Raw genomic sequence first — 17,724 nt, 5'->3', positions numbered from 1 at the left:
CGATCTCACCTGCTCGCGGTGTGGGCGCAGTGCCGCGCTTCGTGATGGGCGGCCATCCGGACGGGTGCGTTGACCACACCGAAACCGCGGTAGTCACCGATGCGCTCGACCACCTCGAAGAACACCCGCGCGCCGGCCAGCTCCGTGTAGAAGTGCAGGTACTCGCCGCGGTCGTCGCGGTCGTAGAGCACCGAATGCCTGCGCAGCGCGTCGATGCGCTCGGACGGCAAACCGGTGCGTGCCGCGAGGTCGTCGTAGTAGTTGCCCGGGATTTCCAGCAGTCGCGCGCCCAGCTGCCGGAGCGCCTCGGCGGAGGCGATCGCGTCGGCGCTCGTGAACGCTATGTGCTGGGGCGATTCGACTGCCGGCGCCCAGCCGCCGCGCCGGACCAGGGCGGCGTCCAGGGTGAGCCGCACGCCTCCGCCGCTCACGCCGCGGCCGCGCACCAGTCCGAACGGTGCCGCGAACTCCGCCGTGGCGCCCGGTTCCAAGCCCAGCACGGAACGGTAGAAGAGGGTGGCCTCGTCGAAGTTGTCGAACGGCTGGGTCAGCGCCACGTGGTCGATGCCGGTGATGCCCGCGTCCGGGGCCGATTCCCCGGTCGGCACGAAGTCGCCGCGCCAGTCGTCGTCCGCGCACAGGAAGATCTGCGTTCCGTCCGGGGCGGCGATGGCGGTCAGCGGGGCTTCGCCGGGGCCGGCGGTTCGGGACAACGGTGGTGCGAGCAGGACCTTCGCGCGCCGCGCCGCCGCGGCCGGGTCCGGCACGGAGATGCCGAGTGCGCCGATCGCGCCGGGCTCGCCATCCGCGTTGACCAGCACGCGTGCTTCGCCCTGCGTCCACAGTTCCACCGGCTTCGAACGGTGCACGCCCGCTCGGGTGAAACCCAGCGCGGCCAGGTTCGTCTCCCCCACGACCTCCGCGAAGGCGTAGCCGGACGGGACCGGTGCGGCGGGAACGTCCAGCAGGCCCAGGGAGTCCTGCAGGCTGATCAGCGATCGCATCGCGTCGACCGCGGCGCGGCGCGGGTCCGACTGGCGGAAGACGTCGTTGAACACCTCGAGCGAGAGTGGCCCGCGATAGCCGGCGTCGAGCACGTTGCGGGTGAACGTCGTCAGGTCGAAGTCGCCCTGTCCCGGGAAGAGGCGGTGGTGGCGGCTCCACTGGAGCACGTCCATCGGCAGCGTCGGCGCGTCGGCGAGCTGCAGGAAGAAGATCTTCTCGCCGGGGATCGCGCGGATGGCCCGTGGATCGTCCCCTTTGGACAGGATGTGGAAGCTGTCCAGGCAGACGCCGAGCGCCGGGTGGGCGGCGCGGCGGACGATTCGCCACGCGTGCTCGTAGCCGTTGACGAACCGGCCCCAGGCAAGCGCTTCGTAGGCGATGCGCAGCCCCCGTTCGCCCGCGCGCGTCGCGAGCAGGTGCAGTTGTTCCGCCGCCAGATCGTCGTCGTCGATGGCGTCCGGCGACACCGACGAGCACACCAGCACGGTGTCCACGCCCAGCTCGGCCATGACGTCGAACTTGTGCTCGGCGCGGCGCAGGTTGGCGGCGAGCACGTCCGGCGGCACGGCCTCGAAGTCGCGGAACGGCTGGTACAGGTCGATTCTCAGCCCGAGGTCGGTGCAGCGCCGGCGGATCTCCGCCGGAGCACGGCGGTCCGCGAGCAGGTCGTTCTCGAACAGCTCCACGCCGTCGAACCCCGCTTCGGCGGCCGCGGTCAGCTTGTCGTCCAGGGTGCCGGACAGGCACACGGTGGCGATGGCGGTGCGCGGGTCAGGACGCATGGGCCGGTTCCCCCTCCAACTCCTCGAAGTGCGCGAGCATCCGGTCCGCGTCCGGCTCGACACCGGTGAACAGCCGCAGCGACTCGGCGGCCTGGAGCACGACCATCCCGCCGCCGTGCAGCACCCGGCAGCCCCGCGCCCGCGCCGCGGCCAGCAGCGCCGTCTCCAGCGGCCGGTAGACGATGTCGGCGACCCAGAGTTCGTCACGCAGCAACGACTCGTCGATCGGCAGTCCGGGATGCGCCGCCATGCCGGTGGGGGTGGCGTGCACCAGTCCGTCGGCCGTCCGGACGGCCTCCGGCGTGCACAGCACGGCCCGATCGGCGCCGAACGTGCGCCGCAGCGCCGTGACCAGGTGTTCGGCGCGGGCCGGGTCGACGTCGCAGACACCGAGGCGGCCGGTGCCGAGCGACAGCAGCGCGTGTCCCACCGCGGCACCGGCTCCGCCCGCTCCCAGCAGGACGACGTTCTCCATCCTCGCGTCCGGCAGGCCTCGGCTCAGGCTGCGGGCGAACCCCGTCGCGTCGGTGTTGTGGCCGATCGCCCTGCCGTTCTCGAAGACCACGGTGTTGACGGCACCCAGCGCGGCGGCCTGCGGAACGATCTCGTCCAGGTGCGGCAGGATCGTCTGCTTCGCCGGGTGGGTGATGTTGAGCCCGTCGAACCCCTCGGCTCTGGCCGCGGCCAGCACGTCACCGACCGGTTGCCCGATGACGTCGAGGTCGAGCAGCCGGTAGGCGTAGCGCAGACCGAGCTCACCGGCCTCGCGCTCGTGCAGCGCCGGGCTCAGGGACGGACCGATACCGGAGCCGACGAGCCCGATCAGGTAGCTGGACACCCGACCTCCCGCTTAATGTACGAACTAGTGAGTTAACGCTAGCGCACCGAGTGGCCTGCAGGAAGGGTTCCACTAGAGTTGGCTGGTCATCCGCAGATCGAAGGGGGCCCGGTGGCCGCACCGTCGTCCGACACCGAGCGCCAGCGAGACAAGGACCGCACGCGCGCGGACATCCTGGACGTGGCCACCCGGGAGTTCGCGGACAAGGGCTACACGGGCGCGCGGGTCGACGAGATCGCCGAGCGCACCAGCACGACCAAACGGATGATCTACTACTACTTCGGCGGCAAGGAACAGCTCTACATCGCCGTGCTGGAGCAGGCCTACCTGGCGATCCGGGCGCTCGAGGCGGAGCTCGACGTCGAGCACCTCGAACCGGAGGACGCCATCCGCCGGCTCGCGGAGCTGACCTTCGACCACCACGAGGCGCACCCCGACTTCATCAGGCTCGTCAGCATCGAGAACATCCACCGCGCCGAGCACATCGCCCGCTCGGAAGTGCTGGCGGGGCTCGCGAACCCGGCGCTCGACGGCCTGACCCAGATCCTCGAACGCGGCCGCGCGGCCGGCCGGTTCCGCGACGACGTCGACCCGCTCGACGTGCACATGGTGATCAGCTCGTTCTGCGTCTTCCGGCTCGCGAACCGGCACACGTTCGCCGCGATCTTCGGGCGGGACATGCTCGACCCCGGCCGCCGCGAGCACTACCGGCGCATGCTCGGCGACCTGCTGATCGACTACTTGACCAGCTGAAAGCAAACCCTTGACACGCGGGGGTGGCGTATCCCATTTTGTGTTAACTAACTAGGTCGTACATAGGAGTACGCCGTGACCACATCGATGGCCCGCAAGACTGCGCTGGCAGCCTGGATCGGCAGCGCCCTCGAGTACTACGACTTCTTCATCTACGGCACCGCCGCCGCACTGGTCTTCAACAAGGTCTTCTTCCCCGCCGCCTCACCGGCGACGGGAACCCTGCTCGCGCTCGGCACGTTCGGCGTCGGCTATCTCGCCAGGCCTCTCGGCGCGTTCATCCTCGGACACGTCGGCGACCGCTTCGGCCGCAAGAAGGTCCTGGTGTTCACGTTGCTGCTGATGGGCGTGGCGACGTTCGCCGTCGGCTGCCTGCCCACCTACGGTTCGATCGGCGTCCTGGCGCCGGTCCTGCTCGTCGTTCTCCGCCTGCTGCAAGGACTTTCGGCATCGGGCGAGCAGGCGGGCGCGAACTCGATGTCGCTGGAGCACGCCCCGGAACACCGCCGGGCGTACTTCACGAGCTTCACCCTGAGCGGCACGCAGGCAGGGCAGATCCTCGCCACGGCGATCTTCCTGCCCGTGGCCGCACTCCCCCAGGAGGACCTGCTGACGTGGGGCTGGCGCGTGCCGTTCTGGTGCAGCGCGATCGTCGTGGTCGCCGGTCTCGTCATCCGCCGCAAGATCGACGAGACCGCGGAGTTCAAGCGCGCCAAGGTGGCCAAGCTGCCGGTCGCGACGTTGTTCCGGACGCACTGGGCCGACGTGCTGCGGGTCGTCCTCGCGGCCACCATCGCCTCGGTCAGCACGATCTTCACCGTCTACGCCCTGAGCTACGCGGTGAACACGATCGGCCTCGCGCGCACGTCCATGCTGTGGGTCGGTGTCCTCGCCAACGTCGTCGCGCTGGCCGCGATCCCGTTGCTGGCAGGCCTTTCGGACAGGATCGGCCGCAAACCGGTGTTCCTCGCCGGCTGTGGCGCGTGCGCGATCCTGATCTTCCCGTACCTGTGGTCGATCTCCATCGGCGCGTACGGCCTGGTGTTCGCCCTCGGCATCCTGATGTTCGGGGTGGCCTACTCCGCGATCAACGGCATCTGGCCCTCGCTGTACGGCGAGATGTTCAGCACCGAGGTCAGGCTTTCCGGCATGGCGATCGGCACGCAGATCGGGTTCGCCATCGCGGGTCTCGCCCCGAGCGTGGTGTCGGCGATCGGCTCCGGCCGCGACGACTGGATCGGTGTCGCGATCTTCACCGCGACCGTGTGCGCGCTGAGCGCGGCCGCGATCGCGACAGGGCGTGAGACGTCCAGGGTCCCGACGGCGGAGCTCGGGCGGTTGCCGCAGGAGTCCGCCGCACCCGCGGCTGCTCGCGTCTGACAACGCATGGCCGGTTGCGGAACACGTTCCGCAACCGGCTACACGTCTTCACAGCTGGACTCGCCCGGCAGCAGCGGCCGGAACACCACGATGAACGACGTCGCGCCGATGCGGAACCGCGTCCCCTTCGGCACGTCGCGGGCGAACCTCGACACCTGTGCGGCGTCCAGCACCACGCACGAGCCGGCGTCGACCCGCACGTCGGGCTGTGCGAACGGCCACGGGCGCGCGTTCTGGGAAGAGTCGGGTGCCCACGCCACGGCGGCGATCTTCGCCGGCTGGTAGGGCGTCGCGGTGCCGTCCACGTGCAGCGTCGCGTGGAAGTCGGCCAGCCCGCCCTCCGGGTTCACGGCCCTGGTGAGGAACCGGCGACCGCCGGAGTTCAGGACGAAAACCTGCGTGTACCCGTCGATCACCGAGTCGTTGGGGATGTCCTGGTCGCGGTCGAGTCCTGCGTCGTGGGCGTCCTCGTAGAAGTCCTCCGCCCTCTCGCGTCCTGTGTGGACCATCTCAGCGGTCTGCAACGCACCCGTCGCCGGGCCCGGCCGGATCACCGTGCCATCGCCGTAGAGACTGAACTCCGGCAGCTCGGCCGGTCGCGGGCTGGGCATGCCGACCAGTTGCTTCGCCTGCAACGCAAGTCCGTCCGGCAACGCGGGAGCGTCCGCCCCGCAGCCGGCCAGCACGATCGCGAACACCACCAGGAACCACCGCATCACATTCGCCCCCACGGTCAGAAGACGGAACGCGGGTGCCATCCGTTGCGCGCGTCGCGGGGCATGATGGGGACATGACTGAACCGGGCTACACCGAGGACGGCGTGCCGACGTTCGACTTCGTCCGCGACAAGATCGAGGGCCGGCACCTCACCAGCGAGGCCGCCACCGAGCTGGCCGGCGATCCGCAGCACACCCAGGACCAGTTCGAGCAGCGCGAGGAGGCCGGCCGCGACCGGCTGGAGGAGATCCGCAGGTCGTTGCGCGGCGAGTGAACCGGGGCGCCGGATAACGCCCGGACATGGGGAAGTGGCATTGGCAGGGCCCGGCGGACCGCGCCGAGACTGGCCGGACCCTGCCCCCTGCCCCGAGAGGTCCTCCCGATGGCTGTGCGGATCCGGCGAACGTTCTCGTCGGCCACCCTGCTGGTCGCGCTGGTGCTCGGGTTCGTCGTGACGAACCTCGTGATCGCCCTGTCCCCCGGCTACGGCCTGACCCTGAGCGCACTGGTTGCCTCCGGCGCGATCACCGGCGTGATGTGGTCGCTGGTAGCGGTGTACGCGATGCGGATCGCGCCACCGGAACAGGCCGGGCGCGCGCTGGCGGTCGCGATGGCGGGCACCCCGATCGGGTTCGCCGTCGGCGTGCCCGCCGGCACAGCGCTGGGCGAACTTGTCGGCTGGCGCTGGTCGTTCGCGGCGATGGGGTTGGTCGCGGTGCCACTGCTGTGCTGGATCCTGCTCGCGGTGCCGGCGGTCACCACCGAGCCCTTCAGGGCGACGCGGGACGCCCTGCCGATGCTGCGGCCGATCCTGTTGATGGTGTTCACGTACTCGTTGGGACACAACGTTCTCTACACCTACCTGGGTCCGGCGCTGGCCAGGCTGGCCCAGGAAGAGTTGCTGAGCACGGCGCTGCTGGTGTTCGGCGCAGCCGCCGTGGGCGGAATCCTCGCGGTCGGATCCACAGTGGACCGAAACCCTCGCGCGGTCCTGGGCTGGTGCCCGCTGCTGACCGCCGCCGGAATCGTCGTGCTCGCGGTGTCCGACGACGCCGCCACGACCCTGGCGGCGTGCGCGGTGTGGGGCCTGGCGTTCGGCGGCGCCCCCACGGCGTTCCAGTCGGTCACGGCCCTGATCGCGGGACGGGACGCGGATCGGGCCCAGTCGCTGACCATCGCGGCCTGGAACGGTGCGGTGGCAGGGGGTGCCGCGGTGGGAGGAGTGGTGCTGGACACCGCGGCACCCGCGTTGACGTGGACGGCGGCCGCGCTGATGGCCGTGCCGTTCTGGGTGGCGACCCGCCTTCCCGTTTCGGGGAGCGCGACGACCGCCCGTGGGTGATCTGGCTGTTCAGGGCACCCGTGCGCGTGGGCCGCCCACACCGCTCGACCGGGCCGCCGAGCGAAGGCGGTCAGTCTCCGAGCATGCGCAACCGGAGTGGATCGCTCACCACCACAACACCGTTGCGAGTGGTTACCAGGCCGACCTCACGCAGGCGACGCAGCGCGCGCACCACCGATTCGCGGGACACTCCCAGCAGGGCCGCCAGTTGCTGCTGCGACTTGATGTGCACCGGCACGTTGACAGGGGTCGATCTCCGCGCCGTCTCGGCCTCGCGGAGGAGGTAGCCCACCAGCTTGGAGAAGGCGTCGCCCTGGCCGGCGTTGGCGAGAGTCGCCTCACGGAGGCGTTCCGAGATCACCGTGCAGACCACCCGGAGCAGTCGCGGCTTCGTCTTGATCAGTTCCTCGAACTCCTTCGCCCGCACCAGAGCCGCCCGCACGGCGGAGTCGGCGATGACCGTCGCCGATCTTCGATGGCGGTCGATCACCGCCTGTTCACCGACGATGTCACCGGGGACGCGGATCGCCACCAGCCGATTGCCTGTCGCAGCGACGACGCGCACCCGGCCGCCGCACAGCACCGCGACCCAGCTGCCGGGGTCGTCGACGTGGATGAGCCGCGATCCGCGTTCGTAACGCACCAGGTCGGCGACGTCCGCGAACGCCGATCGCTCACTTTCCCGGAGGCGGCCCCAGAAGCTGCTCTGCGCGCATTGTCCGGTCAAGTCGTGCAACCAATGCCTGCTCATCACGTGTTCCCCCGCTCGTCGAGGATGGAACGGCCGGCGGTGTCACGGGCGGGCTACCGCATGGTCAGTTCCGGCCGGCTACGACGTGGGGCGAGCCCCACACGGCGTTGCCCTGCGCGCAGTTCTTCACGTCTACGGTCACCAACGAGGCCTGCAGCGTTACGGAGAAGACATCGGCGGGCAGGTCCACCGCGATCTGCTTGATCTCCCCAGGTCCGGCCACGACCTCCTGGATCGGCTTCACCTGGTCGGTGTTGACGAACACCTGGAACTTGACGCTCATCCCCGCGTCCGACGTGCCGTCCGTGCCGACCGCAGGCACCTCGAGGCGCTTGAAGTTCCTCAGCCTGAATTCTTGCTTGGCGCTGCGTTGGCTGGTGTAACAGGAGTTCAGGCGGCCCCACAGCGAGTTGTTGAACTGGGTGAGCTGAACGTCGTGGTCTCCGTGGTCGAACACCCACTGGTTCTGTGGCCGGGGCAGGCCGTCGACGAGGATTCGCGAACCGGCAGGCACCGCACCGCCGTCTCCGGGTTGCGCGGAAGCCGGAAACGAGGACGGCGGCGAGGATGCCGACGACGGGGCGGTGCTGGAAGTAGTGGTGGTCGTGGTGGTCGTGGTGGTGCTGGTGGTCGTGTTCGGTGGTGCCGGGTCTGCGCGCGGAGCCTCAGGAGTGCTGCCGGACAAAGCGATCCACACCACCAGAACGGCTACCACGAGTACTCCGGCGCCGATGAGCAGGATGCGGCTGTTCACTGGTCGATCCGGCTTGGGCACGGGCAACGGCGCTCCGCTCAGATCCGCGGACAGCGCGCGGGCGGCTTCCGGGTCCTCGCGGAGCCGTTCCGCGAGTTGCAGGCACAGCGTCTGCACCCTGACAGCGTCCTCTGGTGCGTCCTTGAACCGGGCCAGCGTTTCGGCCAGATAGGTGTCCGCGAGCAGGATTTCGAGCTGGTTGAGCAGGCTCTCCAGCTTGGCGTTGAACGCCACGGGACCTGACTGCCTCTGGTGGATCAGGTACTGCGCCAGTGCTCGAACCACGGAATTCGCAAGATCGTCGACGTTCACCAAGCGCTCCTATGCGGATCAGTGACCTAATCGCGTCAGTCGAACACGCACGGCCCAGCGCACCGGAAGGAAACTGAGTCATCTGCGGCAGTTCGGATTTCACTTGTGACCGCCCCACGGCTCCGGCACCCGGATCACCACTTGTGCTTGTGGTTGAGCCAATGCGCCCACCGAAGCCCTGCTGCTGGGAAGTAGCGTGCCAGCGTCGCGGCAGTGAATGCCTGCCACGGCAAGTCGTTGCGCCATCCGGTGATCAGCTTCGCTCGCTCGGCGACCTCGTCGACCAGCGCGTTCGCGCGCTTGCTGTCGCCGTCGCGATCGCGGAGCTTCAGGGCCATCGCGAACTCGAACTGCGTCTGCAGCGTCTCGGGGTGGGCGATCCCGAGTGCCGCCAGTTGTCCGCGGTGAGCACGGCCCAGGACCTCGACTCCCTTGTCGAAGTCGCGAAGCTGTTGATGAGCCAGTCCGTGCACGTAGTACTCACGCAGGACGATCGGGTGGTGCTCGTCCAACTTGCCGAGCAACACGGGCAACAGGGCTGACGTGCTCGCCAGCGCCTTCTTGGCTTCCCCCTGCGAGATCAAGGCGAAGTCGATGTTCACCTTGCACGCCAGCACGTCCAGGTTGCGGGCGCCGAGCTCCGCCTCCAGCTTCCCCGCGAGGCGGCGAAGAGTCGCCTCGGCCTCCGCCCATCGATTCGGTGTGGCCTTGAGTTCGGTGAACTGCAGGCGCAACTGAGCTGTCGCCAGCACGTACTCGGCCTCGATCGCGGCCGCGTGATGCTGCTGCCCCTTGTTCTGGTAGTGGTCGAGCACCTGGCGGGCGTGTGCCCGCGCCTTGTCCTGCGAATCCGTCGCCAGCTCGATGTGTGCGAGTTCGATCAGAGCCAGGAGACCCAGTGCTTCCGGCAGGCGTGTGGCTGCCGCGCGCACGTTCTCCAGTTCGGACAGGTTCTCCTTGAGAATTCCACGCAGGCGTTGCCCGCGGATCCACCGCAACCGGACCTTCACACGTTCGGATTCGGCCAGCACATCAGGATCTGACGGCTCAACCGCACGCCGCCAGTACGGCTCGGCTTCGGTGAACCGCCCCAACGCATCCAGCGCCGCCGCGCACACGCACGACAACAACACGTTCGCCCGCGTTGAACCAGAGGTCAGAGCCTTCGACGTGAGCGCAAGGCATTCTTCGTACTGGCCCGCGTCGTAGTTGTCGGAGGCGGCTTCGATCACAAGACGCGGATCCGAGACTCCGGACGCGAACAGCCGGTCCAGGAGTCGGGCAGCAGAAGCGGGGTAGCCCTCCTCGCGCAGTTCGCGAGCGATCAGCGGAAGCATCTCCTTGACCGTCGATTCGGCGACGGCAGGCTGGTCGACGAGATGACGGGCGTGGCGCACCAGCAGCTTCCAGTCGCGGGTGTCATGCCTCGACCTGCCCACCCGCAGCATGTCCACCAGATCGCCGGCGTAGGTCGAGGCGAGCCAGTCCACCGCCTTGGCGCCGAGGTGGCGCCGGACGGCCTGCCGGACCAGGCCGTGCGCGTGCCACACACCATCCTCGGCACTCACCAACATGGTGGCCTGCAGGGAATCCAAAGCAGCCACAACACGTGATTCGTCCATCCCCAGCTTGGCGAGAACGTGCCGAATCTGACGAGCGGGCACGTCTGCCGGACCACATGCGGCCAGCACCCGCAGGACTGCACGCTGGTAGTCGTCATCCACCGCGTTCAGGCGGTCGGCGAACAAGTCGGACAGTTTGGTCATGGTGTCCGACGACCCGTCGAGGACTCGTCCGACGTGCTCTGTCAGCGTCGTGAGCCCTCGCCGCACGGTCGCCGAGGCGGCCAGCAACGACACCGCCATCGCGTGGTTGTTCACCGCCGCTGCCAGCTGCCGCACCTGATCGATCGTGGCATCGTCCCGGTCGAAGCGGTGCAGGCGGTAGAACAGTTCGAGGGCTTCGTCGTCGGTCAGACCTCCGAGCCGCACCTCCTGTCCGAGCGGCGCGTACTCGGTGTGCTCGGTGATGATCAGGAGCAGCACGTCCGGACTGTCGAAACTCGTGGTGAAGAAGTCCGGTGGCACGCCGGCCGGTACGTTGTCGATGACGACGAGGGCGTGGCCCTTCGAAGTCTGGAGCTTGTTGTTGGCGTCGGTCACCGCCTCACGCAGCGCACTTTGCGCGGTGACCCCGGCGGCGTAGGCCAGGTCGACCGGAATTACGACCTGATATTCGTGAGCGAAGTGCATCACGTAGTCGTCAGCCAGACTGGTCTTGCCGGTGCCCCGGAGTCCGGTCAGCACGGCGATGCCGTTGGTGGGCTGGTGCGTCAGCCGGTAGCGCTGCGCGTGCAATGCCCGCTCCAGTCTCCACATCGCGCTGTACCGGCGGACCCTCGGCGTCACACCGGGACGCCCACCGACCATCCGCGGCAGCGTCGAGAAGTCGATGCCCTGGTAGGTGCCGGTGAGTTGGGCCAGCCGCGCCTCGACCTCTTCGACGATGTGAGCGAGGGCTGCTTCACTGCCGTTGTCCGGGGCGAAGATCCGGTCTTTGAGCACCGCGGGGTGGATGTGCTCCTTGTTGACCTCGGGGTTGATCACGAGGGTGCGCGCGACACCGCCCGCACGCCGTTCGGCGGACAACACCTGCATCAGTTCGAACTGACACGCATGGCGCGATCCATAACGCTCCGAGTAGTAGACCAGGCAGATCGTGCTGGTCTGCAACTCCGACTCGATCTTCGCGGACACCGGGTCGCCGAGACGGTTGCCCTGCCGGTCGATGTAGGTGTCGTAGCCCTTGTCCTTCAGGCGGCGAAGGATCTGCTCCATGCGGGGCAGCGCTGGGCCCGAATATGAGCCGAAGATCTTTTTGGCGGAAGAGTTCGCGGAGGGCGGCACGGCCGGACGATAACGTGTGACCGCCTGAATTCCGACAGGAAAGACGGTTCACCGCTTGGCGAGTCCGGCCAGTACATTCGACACGGAATCGGCGAACGGTGAGTCAACACGTTGGTAGAACGCCAGTGCCGCGCGGAGCGAGCTCTCCGCGTCGGCGATATTCCCTGTCGCCAGGGCAACTCTGCCCAGAGCCCAACGTGCCTTCGCTTGTTCGTGCACGCTGCCACAGCGCTCGGCATGGGTCAGGGCCTGCCTCAGTGCGACCTCGGCGCGCACGTGGTCCTGACCTCTTTCCCGTGCGGCACCAAGGGTGTTGGCAGCTTGAGCGATGTCCATGTCGTGCTTGCCCACAAGCGCGAGGCTGAGTGCCTCCTCCGCGCAACGAACCGCGTCGCCGAGTTGCCCGAGTGCGGCATGAGCGTTCGACATGCTCCGCAAGGTGATGCCGCTGTTGCGGGCAAGTCCGTCGGCGAGGTAGTAGCTCAACGCTTTCTGTTGATGCCACAAGGCTTCCTCGAAGCGCCGCTGCCTGCTCAGCACCGCGCCGAGGTTGGCAAGGCTGTCACTCGTACCACGGCGATCACCGAGCGCCTCGAACAACGCCCCAGCCGCGTGGTGCTGCTCGGCTGCCTCGTCCAGTCGCCGCACGGCCGCGAGCACCATGCCGAGGTTGTTGCGCGTGATGGCCTCGGCTCGTCCATCTCCGAGGCGCAGCGTCGCCCGCAACGCGACGTCGTGTGTGTGCAGCCATGCGTCGAGTTCACGCGAGAGGTAGAAGTAGCCGCGCAGCGTGTAGGCGAGCTGCCAAAGATGGCTGTCCAGCGCCGGATCGTCGACCTGGAACAGGGCGACGAGGGTCGCCAACTCCGATCGCATCCAATTCCGCGCGCCTTCGGCATCTGCGGGAACAAGTCCCACCGAGAGGTCGGCGGCCGCGGAGTCCGCCACCTGAAACCTGTTCGGTGTGATCAGACGATCGGCTCGCACCGCGGTCGCGAGGTAGTGGTCGAACAGCCTGCGCACCGCGCCGGAGTCGTCGGCGTGCTCGTCGCCCAATTCCGCCGCGTACGCCCGGAGGAGGTCGTGCGTCGAGTACCTGCCGGGTTTTGGCTCCACCACCAGGTGTTCCCCCACCAGTTCGTTCAGCGTCTCAGTCGCCGTTGTGACGTCCGCCCCCATCGCCGCCGCGAACGCCTCCGCGTCGAGCAGCCGGCCAGGCAGGCGACCGAACAGCCTGAACGCGGAGGCAGGTCCGGCCGCGAGGCCGCGGTAGGACCGGAAGAGCGCTGCCCGAACCGAGAACATCGGATCGTCACTGCTGAGGACGTCGAGTCGCCGTTGGTGGTTCTCCAGTTCGGTGGCCAGTTCCCTCAGCCGGAGGGCGGGACGGACGGCCGTGTGGTGCGCGAGCACGGTCAACGCCAGCGGTAGCCCTCCGCACTGGTCGACGATTCGAGCCGCCGCCGACGGCTCTCCCGCCACACGGGCGCCGATGGTCCGGGACAGCAGCTCGACGCCTTTGCCGACTGACAAGGATTTCAGCTCGACGTTCAGCGCAGCGTGCTGGACGGCGACGCTGGTCAGCCGATTCCGGCTGGTGACCACGACCGCGCAGGTGCCACACCCCGGCAGGAGCGAGCGGATCTGCTCCGCCGAGCGGACGTTGTCGAGCACGAGCAGGACGTGGCGTCCGCTCAGCAGCGTCCTCAGGTGAGCCGCGCGTTCGGCCAGGTCGACCCACTCGTCGGGGCGCGCCACGCCGAACGCTCGCAGAAAGGCCGACAACGTAGTGGCGGGCAACGCGGGTGCGTCCGGCCCGAACCCGCTCAGGTCGGCGAACAGCTGCCCGCCGGGGAAGCGCCCCGTTACCCGGTGGGCCCAATGCACGGCGAGCGCGGACTTTCCGACGCCCGCGGCACCGGAGATCACCGCCACGGAAGGAAGCCGCGAACTGCTCAGCAGGTGCTGGTCCAGCCGACGCAACTGCGCTTCCCGCCCGGTGAAATGCGCAGTTCCGGCCGGAAGTTGCTGCGGCACCGGCATGCTGCCCTTCGCCGCGGACACGTGGAAGTCACCATGGACGACACCGACCTGCGCGACCACCCCCTGCCCCTGATGCAAGTGGTTGACGACCGAGACGCCATCTAGCGGCACCGCATCACCCATTCCACTGCCTCCTGGTAGTCGACACCTCCATCGTGACGATCACGAGCGGGGATTTCAGCACCCGTACCGGGGACATCGGCGAAGGAGCCAGGTGACAGCGCGGGCCGGTTCACATCTTGTTGTGCAGTCCGCCTTTCAGATGACCGATCTGAATCGAGGGCCCGACGTGCGTGCCGGTCATGACGTTGGTGACGGGCAGGGCCCGCGAAAACCGGTCTTGTTCCGCCTCTGCGACGGCCGCCATCGGCTGCTCCTCGCCGATCCCGTGCTCCAGCAGCCTGCCGCTGAGCTTCGGCACGTACAGGTAGACGGTGCCGGCGAACTCCTTGATCTCGACCGTCCTCTGCACCACCCGCGACGGGTGCAGCGTCGCGTAACCGCTGGCCACCACGTCCTCGAACACTCGCTGGGAGAGCACGACGGACAGAAAGGTCTCCTCGGGATCCGACAGGGTGAGCACGTCGCGCACCGGCGCCGCGTCGAGCAACCGATGAGTGGTGATCACCGTGCCTCCCACGACGGCCGAGTCGCCGCCGGTGTCGCCCTCGCGCACAGGGCCGACGTTCAGGCTCGCGCGCATGCGCAACCTCGCGCTCGGCCTGCGCTCACGAAGCCTGGCATCCCGCTCGGCCAGCACGTCCTGCAGCGCGTCGAACAGGTCGCTGACCACCGCGGGCAGGTGACGCGTGGCGAACCCGATGCCGAACCCGTCCCCGGTGTTGTGAGGGAACAGCGCGCCCCGCCAGACCTCGATGAGCCCGATGCGTTCGAACGCCAAGGCGACAACGTCCGGGATCATTCCCGCCAGCAGCTCCTGGTTCGGGTCCGTGTTGCTGCCGAAGTCCTTGGTGTCGAACACCAGGACCGCGCGATAAGGCGGCAGGTCGATCGGCTCGTCATGGTCAGGCATGCGGCTCCTTCCGAATCCGTCCGATCGTTCACCAGTGCCATCACGCTGTACAGCGGAGCTCAGGCGAGACAACTCGGCCACTCAGATGTTGAGAACATCTGAATGATGTGAGTATCGTGGTGCCATGGTGAGGCTGACCAGGGTGCAGCAGCAGGAGCGCACGCGTGCGTCCGTGCTGGCAGCGGCGAAGGAAGAGTTCACGGAGCACGGCTACGCGGCGGCGAAGATCGACCGGATCGCCGAGCGCGCCGAGCTGACGCGGGGCGCGGTGTACTCGAACTTCCCCAGCAAGCGGGCGCTGTACCTGGCGGTGCTGATCGACCTGGTCGAGGGCACGTCCGCCGACGGGTCGCCGGAGCCCGCCTCGATGGAGGAGGCGCTGGGCGCGTTCGCCAGGGCGTGGCTGGAGCGGTTGCCCCTGGCCGGTGAGACGGCCTCGGGCGGCCGGCTGCAACTGCGGTCGCTCACGGGTGTTTTCGACGACGACCACGGGCGGGCGGTGCTGGCGCAGCTCGCCGGGCTGGAGGCGTTCTTGCTCGGCGCCGCGTTGGAGGGCGGGACGTCGGAGCGGCGGGTTCGGCTCGCCTCGCTGGTGCTCACGCTGTTGGGCGGTGCGGGACAACTTGCCGACACCGCGCCGGGTTCTGGTGACCCGTTCGACCTGGTGCTCGCGTGTCAGCACTTGGCCGGGCTCGGTCTCGCGGATGCCTGGGCGCCGCCGTATTTGGCGTTCGTCAAGCCGGCGCGGCCCTGCCGGGAGAGCTGGGTGGCGCCCGCTGATCTTGTTGATCTGGTCGGCGGGGAGCCGGTCGATCTTGCCGTTGACGGTCTGGTCGCGGTGCTGGGAGCTGGGCGTCTTGGTGCCGCGGAGGAAGCTTTTCGGGCTGCCCGGGCCGGTGAGCAGGTGACGGTGGTGGTCGTCGTGAGCGATGCCGCCGAGATCGGCAGGCTCGTGCGGCTGCGGATCGCCGATCTCATGGGATGTCTGCGGCGCGTGCTTCCGTTGCCGTCGCTGCGGATCGTGCTGGACGACGACGCTGCGGTTGCCACCGCGCTCGGGCTCGACGATGCCGGTGATGAGACCGAGGCGGCGATGCGGGTTCAGGGTGGGGCGATCGTTGCTCGTGCTCACGGGCGGGGCGCGGCCCACGCCGCGGCGGGCTCATGAACGACCTGCTGGTGTTGCACACGTTGCGCTGCATCGGTTTCGCGGGCTGTCCGCGCATCGCTGACGCGGTTGGGCTGGCTGAGTCCGATGTGGAGTCCGAGTTGATCGACCTGGCGGTGGCCGGCCTGGTCACGCATTCGCCCGGCGAGTTCGGTGGGTGGGGGCTGACGGACGCCGGTCGGGTCGCGGACGCCGAGCGGATCACCGGCGAGCTGGAGTCGGCGGGTGCTCGGCCCGCGCTCACTTCGGCGTTCGACGGTTTTATGGTGCTCAACCCGGAGTTGCTCGACCTTTGCACGGCGTGGCAGCTTCGTTCGGTCGACGGCGTCATGATCGCCAACGACCATCGCGATCGCGCCTATGACGCCCGCGTTCTCGCTCGGTTCGCCGAGTTCCACGAGCGCGCTCTCGTCGTGTGCCACAAGTTGTCCGCTGCCCTGCCTCGGTTCGACAGATACCGGATCCGTCTGGCGGAGGCCCTGAAACGCGCTGACGCCGGCGAATTGGGGCGTGTGGCCGACGACATCGGTTCGTACCACGCGGTGTGGGCCGAACTGCACGAAGATCTGCTGGCCACACTGGGGATCCCGCGATGAGGTGGATTCGGCCGCTGTCCGCTCAGGTCGACGAGACGGCGGAAGTGGTGGGAGGCAAGGCACATGGACTGTTGGTGTTGCGCCGCCTCGGTTTGCCGGTGCCGCCGGGGTTTGTGATCACGACCGAGGCGTGCCGCGCGTTTCTGCGCGACGGGCGGTTTCCTGACGGGCTCGACGATGAGCTCGCCGCTGCGATGGCCGCTCTCAACGCTCCCGCGGTGTCCGTTCGGTCCGGGGCCAGTGTGTCGATGCCCGGCATGATGAACACGATCCTGAATCTCGACAGGGATGTCGACCACGCGGTCGCGACGGTCTTTTCGTCGTGGAACACGCCGCGTGCCCAGACCTACCGCGAGCTGCACGACATCCCGCACGACCTGGGCACGGCCGTCATTGTCCAGGCGATGGTCTTCGGCAACCTCGACGAGCACAGCGGCACCGGCGTCGCGTTCAGCCGCGACCCCAACACCGGCGCGAACACGCCGTTCGGGGAGGTCCTTTTCGGACACCGGGGTGACGCTGTCGTCTCCGGCGGAGCGCTGACCGAACCGCTATCGCACCTCGATCGAGAACCTTTGGTGCACAATGGTTTGCTCGATGCCTTGCGTCACATCGAGGGCCACTACCTCGACGCCTGCTACGTCGAGTTCACCTTCGAGGCAGGCGAACTGTGGTTGTTGCAGGTCCGCCCGGGCCGGTTCGTCGGCGCCGCCGCGGTCCGCGTCGCCACCGACCTCGCCGACGAAGGCGTGATCGACCGCCGGGAAGCACTGCTCAGGGTTTCGCCGCAGCACCTCCGGCACGTCCGCACGCCGCGCATGGTCGCGGACCACGTCCTGGCCAGAGGGTTGGGCGCGTGTCCGGGTGTCACGTCCGGCCGAGTGGCTACCACCACCGACAGTGCGGTGCGCATGAGCGTGGACGGCCCCGTTGTCCTTGTGCGACCGGAAACTTCCCCGCACGACATGCGCGGACTCGCGGCCGCCACCGGCATCGTCATCACCGCCCGCGGCGGACCGGCGAGCCATGCCGCGGTGGTGGCCCGGGCGATGGGAAAGCCCGCCGTCGTGGGGATCGCCGACCTCGTCGTCGGCGCGGGTGAGATGAGCGTCGGCGGACACACCGTCGACGAAGGCACGCTCGTCACCATCGACGGCACCAGCGGTGAAGTGGCCCTGGGCCGTCAACGCGTCGTCACCACGGCGGCCGACGGGCACCTGCGCCGGTTGCTCGAGTGGGCCGACGACGTGTCGGGCGACCGCACGGAACGAGACGAAGCCGAACGCCTCAGCGCCGCCCACTCCGTCCTCCGCAAGAACTAGCGCCGCACACCCGCGCCATAGC

General features: G+C 68.5%; 15 protein-coding genes. 7 read left to right on the top strand and 8 right to left on the bottom strand.

The features are described from left to right. Positions 1-5 precede the first annotated feature (5 nt). Both SK803_RS34360 and SK803_RS34355 read right to left on the bottom strand, forming a co-directional pair. Positions 6-1,787: a sugar phosphate isomerase/epimerase and 4-hydroxyphenylpyruvate domain-containing protein gene (locus tag SK803_RS34360; protein WP_319970344.1), complete on the bottom strand. Its 1,782-nt coding sequence runs from the start codon at positions 1,785-1,787 to the stop codon at positions 6-8. Further along, positions 1,777-2,625: a shikimate dehydrogenase gene (locus tag SK803_RS34355; protein WP_319970343.1), complete on the bottom strand. Its 849-nt coding sequence runs from the start codon at positions 2,623-2,625 to the stop codon at positions 1,777-1,779. Before SK803_RS34355 ends, SK803_RS34360 begins: the two co-directional genes overlap by 11 nt. 111 nt (positions 2,626-2,736) lie before the next feature. Between SK803_RS34355 and SK803_RS34350 the strand changes: the two genes are divergently transcribed. Further along, on the top strand, positions 2,737-3,378 hold the full coding sequence (locus SK803_RS34350) for a TetR/AcrR family transcriptional regulator (RefSeq protein WP_319970342.1): 642 nt from the start codon (positions 2,737-2,739) through the stop codon (positions 3,376-3,378). Positions 3,379-3,453: 75 nt separating this feature from the next. Then, the gene (locus tag SK803_RS34345; protein WP_319970341.1) at positions 3,454-4,758 is read left to right on the top strand and encodes an MFS transporter; all 1,305 of its coding nucleotides are present in this window, start codon (positions 3,454-3,456) and stop codon (positions 4,756-4,758) included. A gap of 38 nt (positions 4,759-4,796) precedes the next feature. Here SK803_RS34345 and SK803_RS34340 read toward each other — a convergent pair whose 3' ends face one another. Beyond that, complete coding sequence (locus SK803_RS34340; protein ID WP_319970340.1) at positions 4,797-5,474, bottom strand: hypothetical protein; 678 nt, start codon at positions 5,472-5,474, stop codon at positions 4,797-4,799. Positions 5,475-5,548: 74 nt separating this feature from the next. Here SK803_RS34340 and SK803_RS34335 point away from each other — a divergent pair, with 74 nt between their 5' ends. Next, a complete protein-coding gene (locus tag SK803_RS34335) occupies positions 5,549-5,749 on the top strand; it encodes a hypothetical protein (protein ID WP_319970339.1) in 201 nt (66 codons plus the stop codon). A 108-nt stretch (positions 5,750-5,857) separates the two neighbouring features. Beyond that, positions 5,858-6,817, top strand: coding sequence for an MFS transporter (locus tag SK803_RS34330; protein ID WP_319970338.1), 960 nt, complete (start codon positions 5,858-5,860; stop codon positions 6,815-6,817). 70 nt (positions 6,818-6,887) lie between these two features. Here SK803_RS34330 and SK803_RS34325 read toward each other — a convergent pair whose 3' ends face one another. The 5 genes from SK803_RS34325 to SK803_RS34305 all read right to left on the bottom strand — a co-directional run bounded on the left by SK803_RS34325 (position 6,888) and on the right by SK803_RS34305 (position 14,616). Then, a complete protein-coding gene (locus SK803_RS34325) occupies positions 6,888-7,568 on the bottom strand; it encodes a Crp/Fnr family transcriptional regulator (protein WP_319970337.1) in 681 nt (226 codons plus the stop codon). Positions 7,569-7,632: 64 nt separating this feature from the next. Continuing rightward, positions 7,633-8,634, bottom strand: coding sequence for a hypothetical protein (locus SK803_RS34320; RefSeq protein ID WP_319970336.1), 1,002 nt, complete (start codon positions 8,632-8,634; stop codon positions 7,633-7,635). Positions 8,635-8,768: 134 nt separating this feature from the next. Then, positions 8,769-11,540 carry a tetratricopeptide repeat protein gene (locus SK803_RS34315; RefSeq protein WP_319970335.1) on the bottom strand — a complete coding sequence of 924 codons (2,772 nt, stop codon included), beginning with the start codon at positions 11,538-11,540 and terminating at the stop codon, positions 8,769-8,771. Between the two features lie 48 nt (positions 11,541-11,588). Further along, complete coding sequence (locus tag SK803_RS34310) at positions 11,589-13,706, bottom strand: tetratricopeptide repeat protein (protein WP_319970334.1); 2,118 nt, start codon at positions 13,704-13,706, stop codon at positions 11,589-11,591. 109 nt (positions 13,707-13,815) lie between these two features. Continuing rightward, the gene (locus SK803_RS34305) at positions 13,816-14,616 is read right to left on the bottom strand and encodes a nucleotidyl cyclase domain-containing protein (protein ID WP_319970333.1); all 801 of its coding nucleotides are present in this window, start codon (positions 14,614-14,616) and stop codon (positions 13,816-13,818) included. A gap of 124 nt (positions 14,617-14,740) precedes the next feature. On the opposite strand from SK803_RS34305, the gene SK803_RS34300 reads away from it, so the two are divergent. From SK803_RS34300 to SK803_RS34290, 3 genes are read left to right on the top strand one after another with little or no spacing between them, the layout of a single operon-like run. Then, positions 14,741-15,784, top strand: coding sequence for a TetR/AcrR family transcriptional regulator (locus tag SK803_RS34300; protein ID WP_319970332.1), 1,044 nt, complete (start codon positions 14,741-14,743; stop codon positions 15,782-15,784). Next, positions 15,781-16,380 (top strand): transcriptional regulator, encoded by a 600-nt coding sequence (locus SK803_RS34295; protein WP_319970331.1) that lies wholly within the window; start codon positions 15,781-15,783, stop codon positions 16,378-16,380. Before SK803_RS34300 ends, SK803_RS34295 begins: the two co-directional genes overlap by 4 nt. Continuing rightward, positions 16,377-17,702: a PEP/pyruvate-binding domain-containing protein gene (locus tag SK803_RS34290; protein ID WP_319970330.1), complete on the top strand. Its 1,326-nt coding sequence runs from the start codon at positions 16,377-16,379 to the stop codon at positions 17,700-17,702. The genes SK803_RS34295 and SK803_RS34290 overlap by 4 nt, the downstream gene beginning before the upstream one ends. Positions 17,703-17,724: the final 22 nt, after the last annotated feature.

The organism is Lentzea miocenica, from assembly GCF_033949945.1.
In the GTDB taxonomy this organism is placed as follows: Bacteria; Actinomycetota; Actinomycetes; order Mycobacteriales; family Pseudonocardiaceae; genus Lentzea; species Lentzea miocenica.
This window is presented reverse-complemented; position numbering and strand designations above follow the sequence as displayed.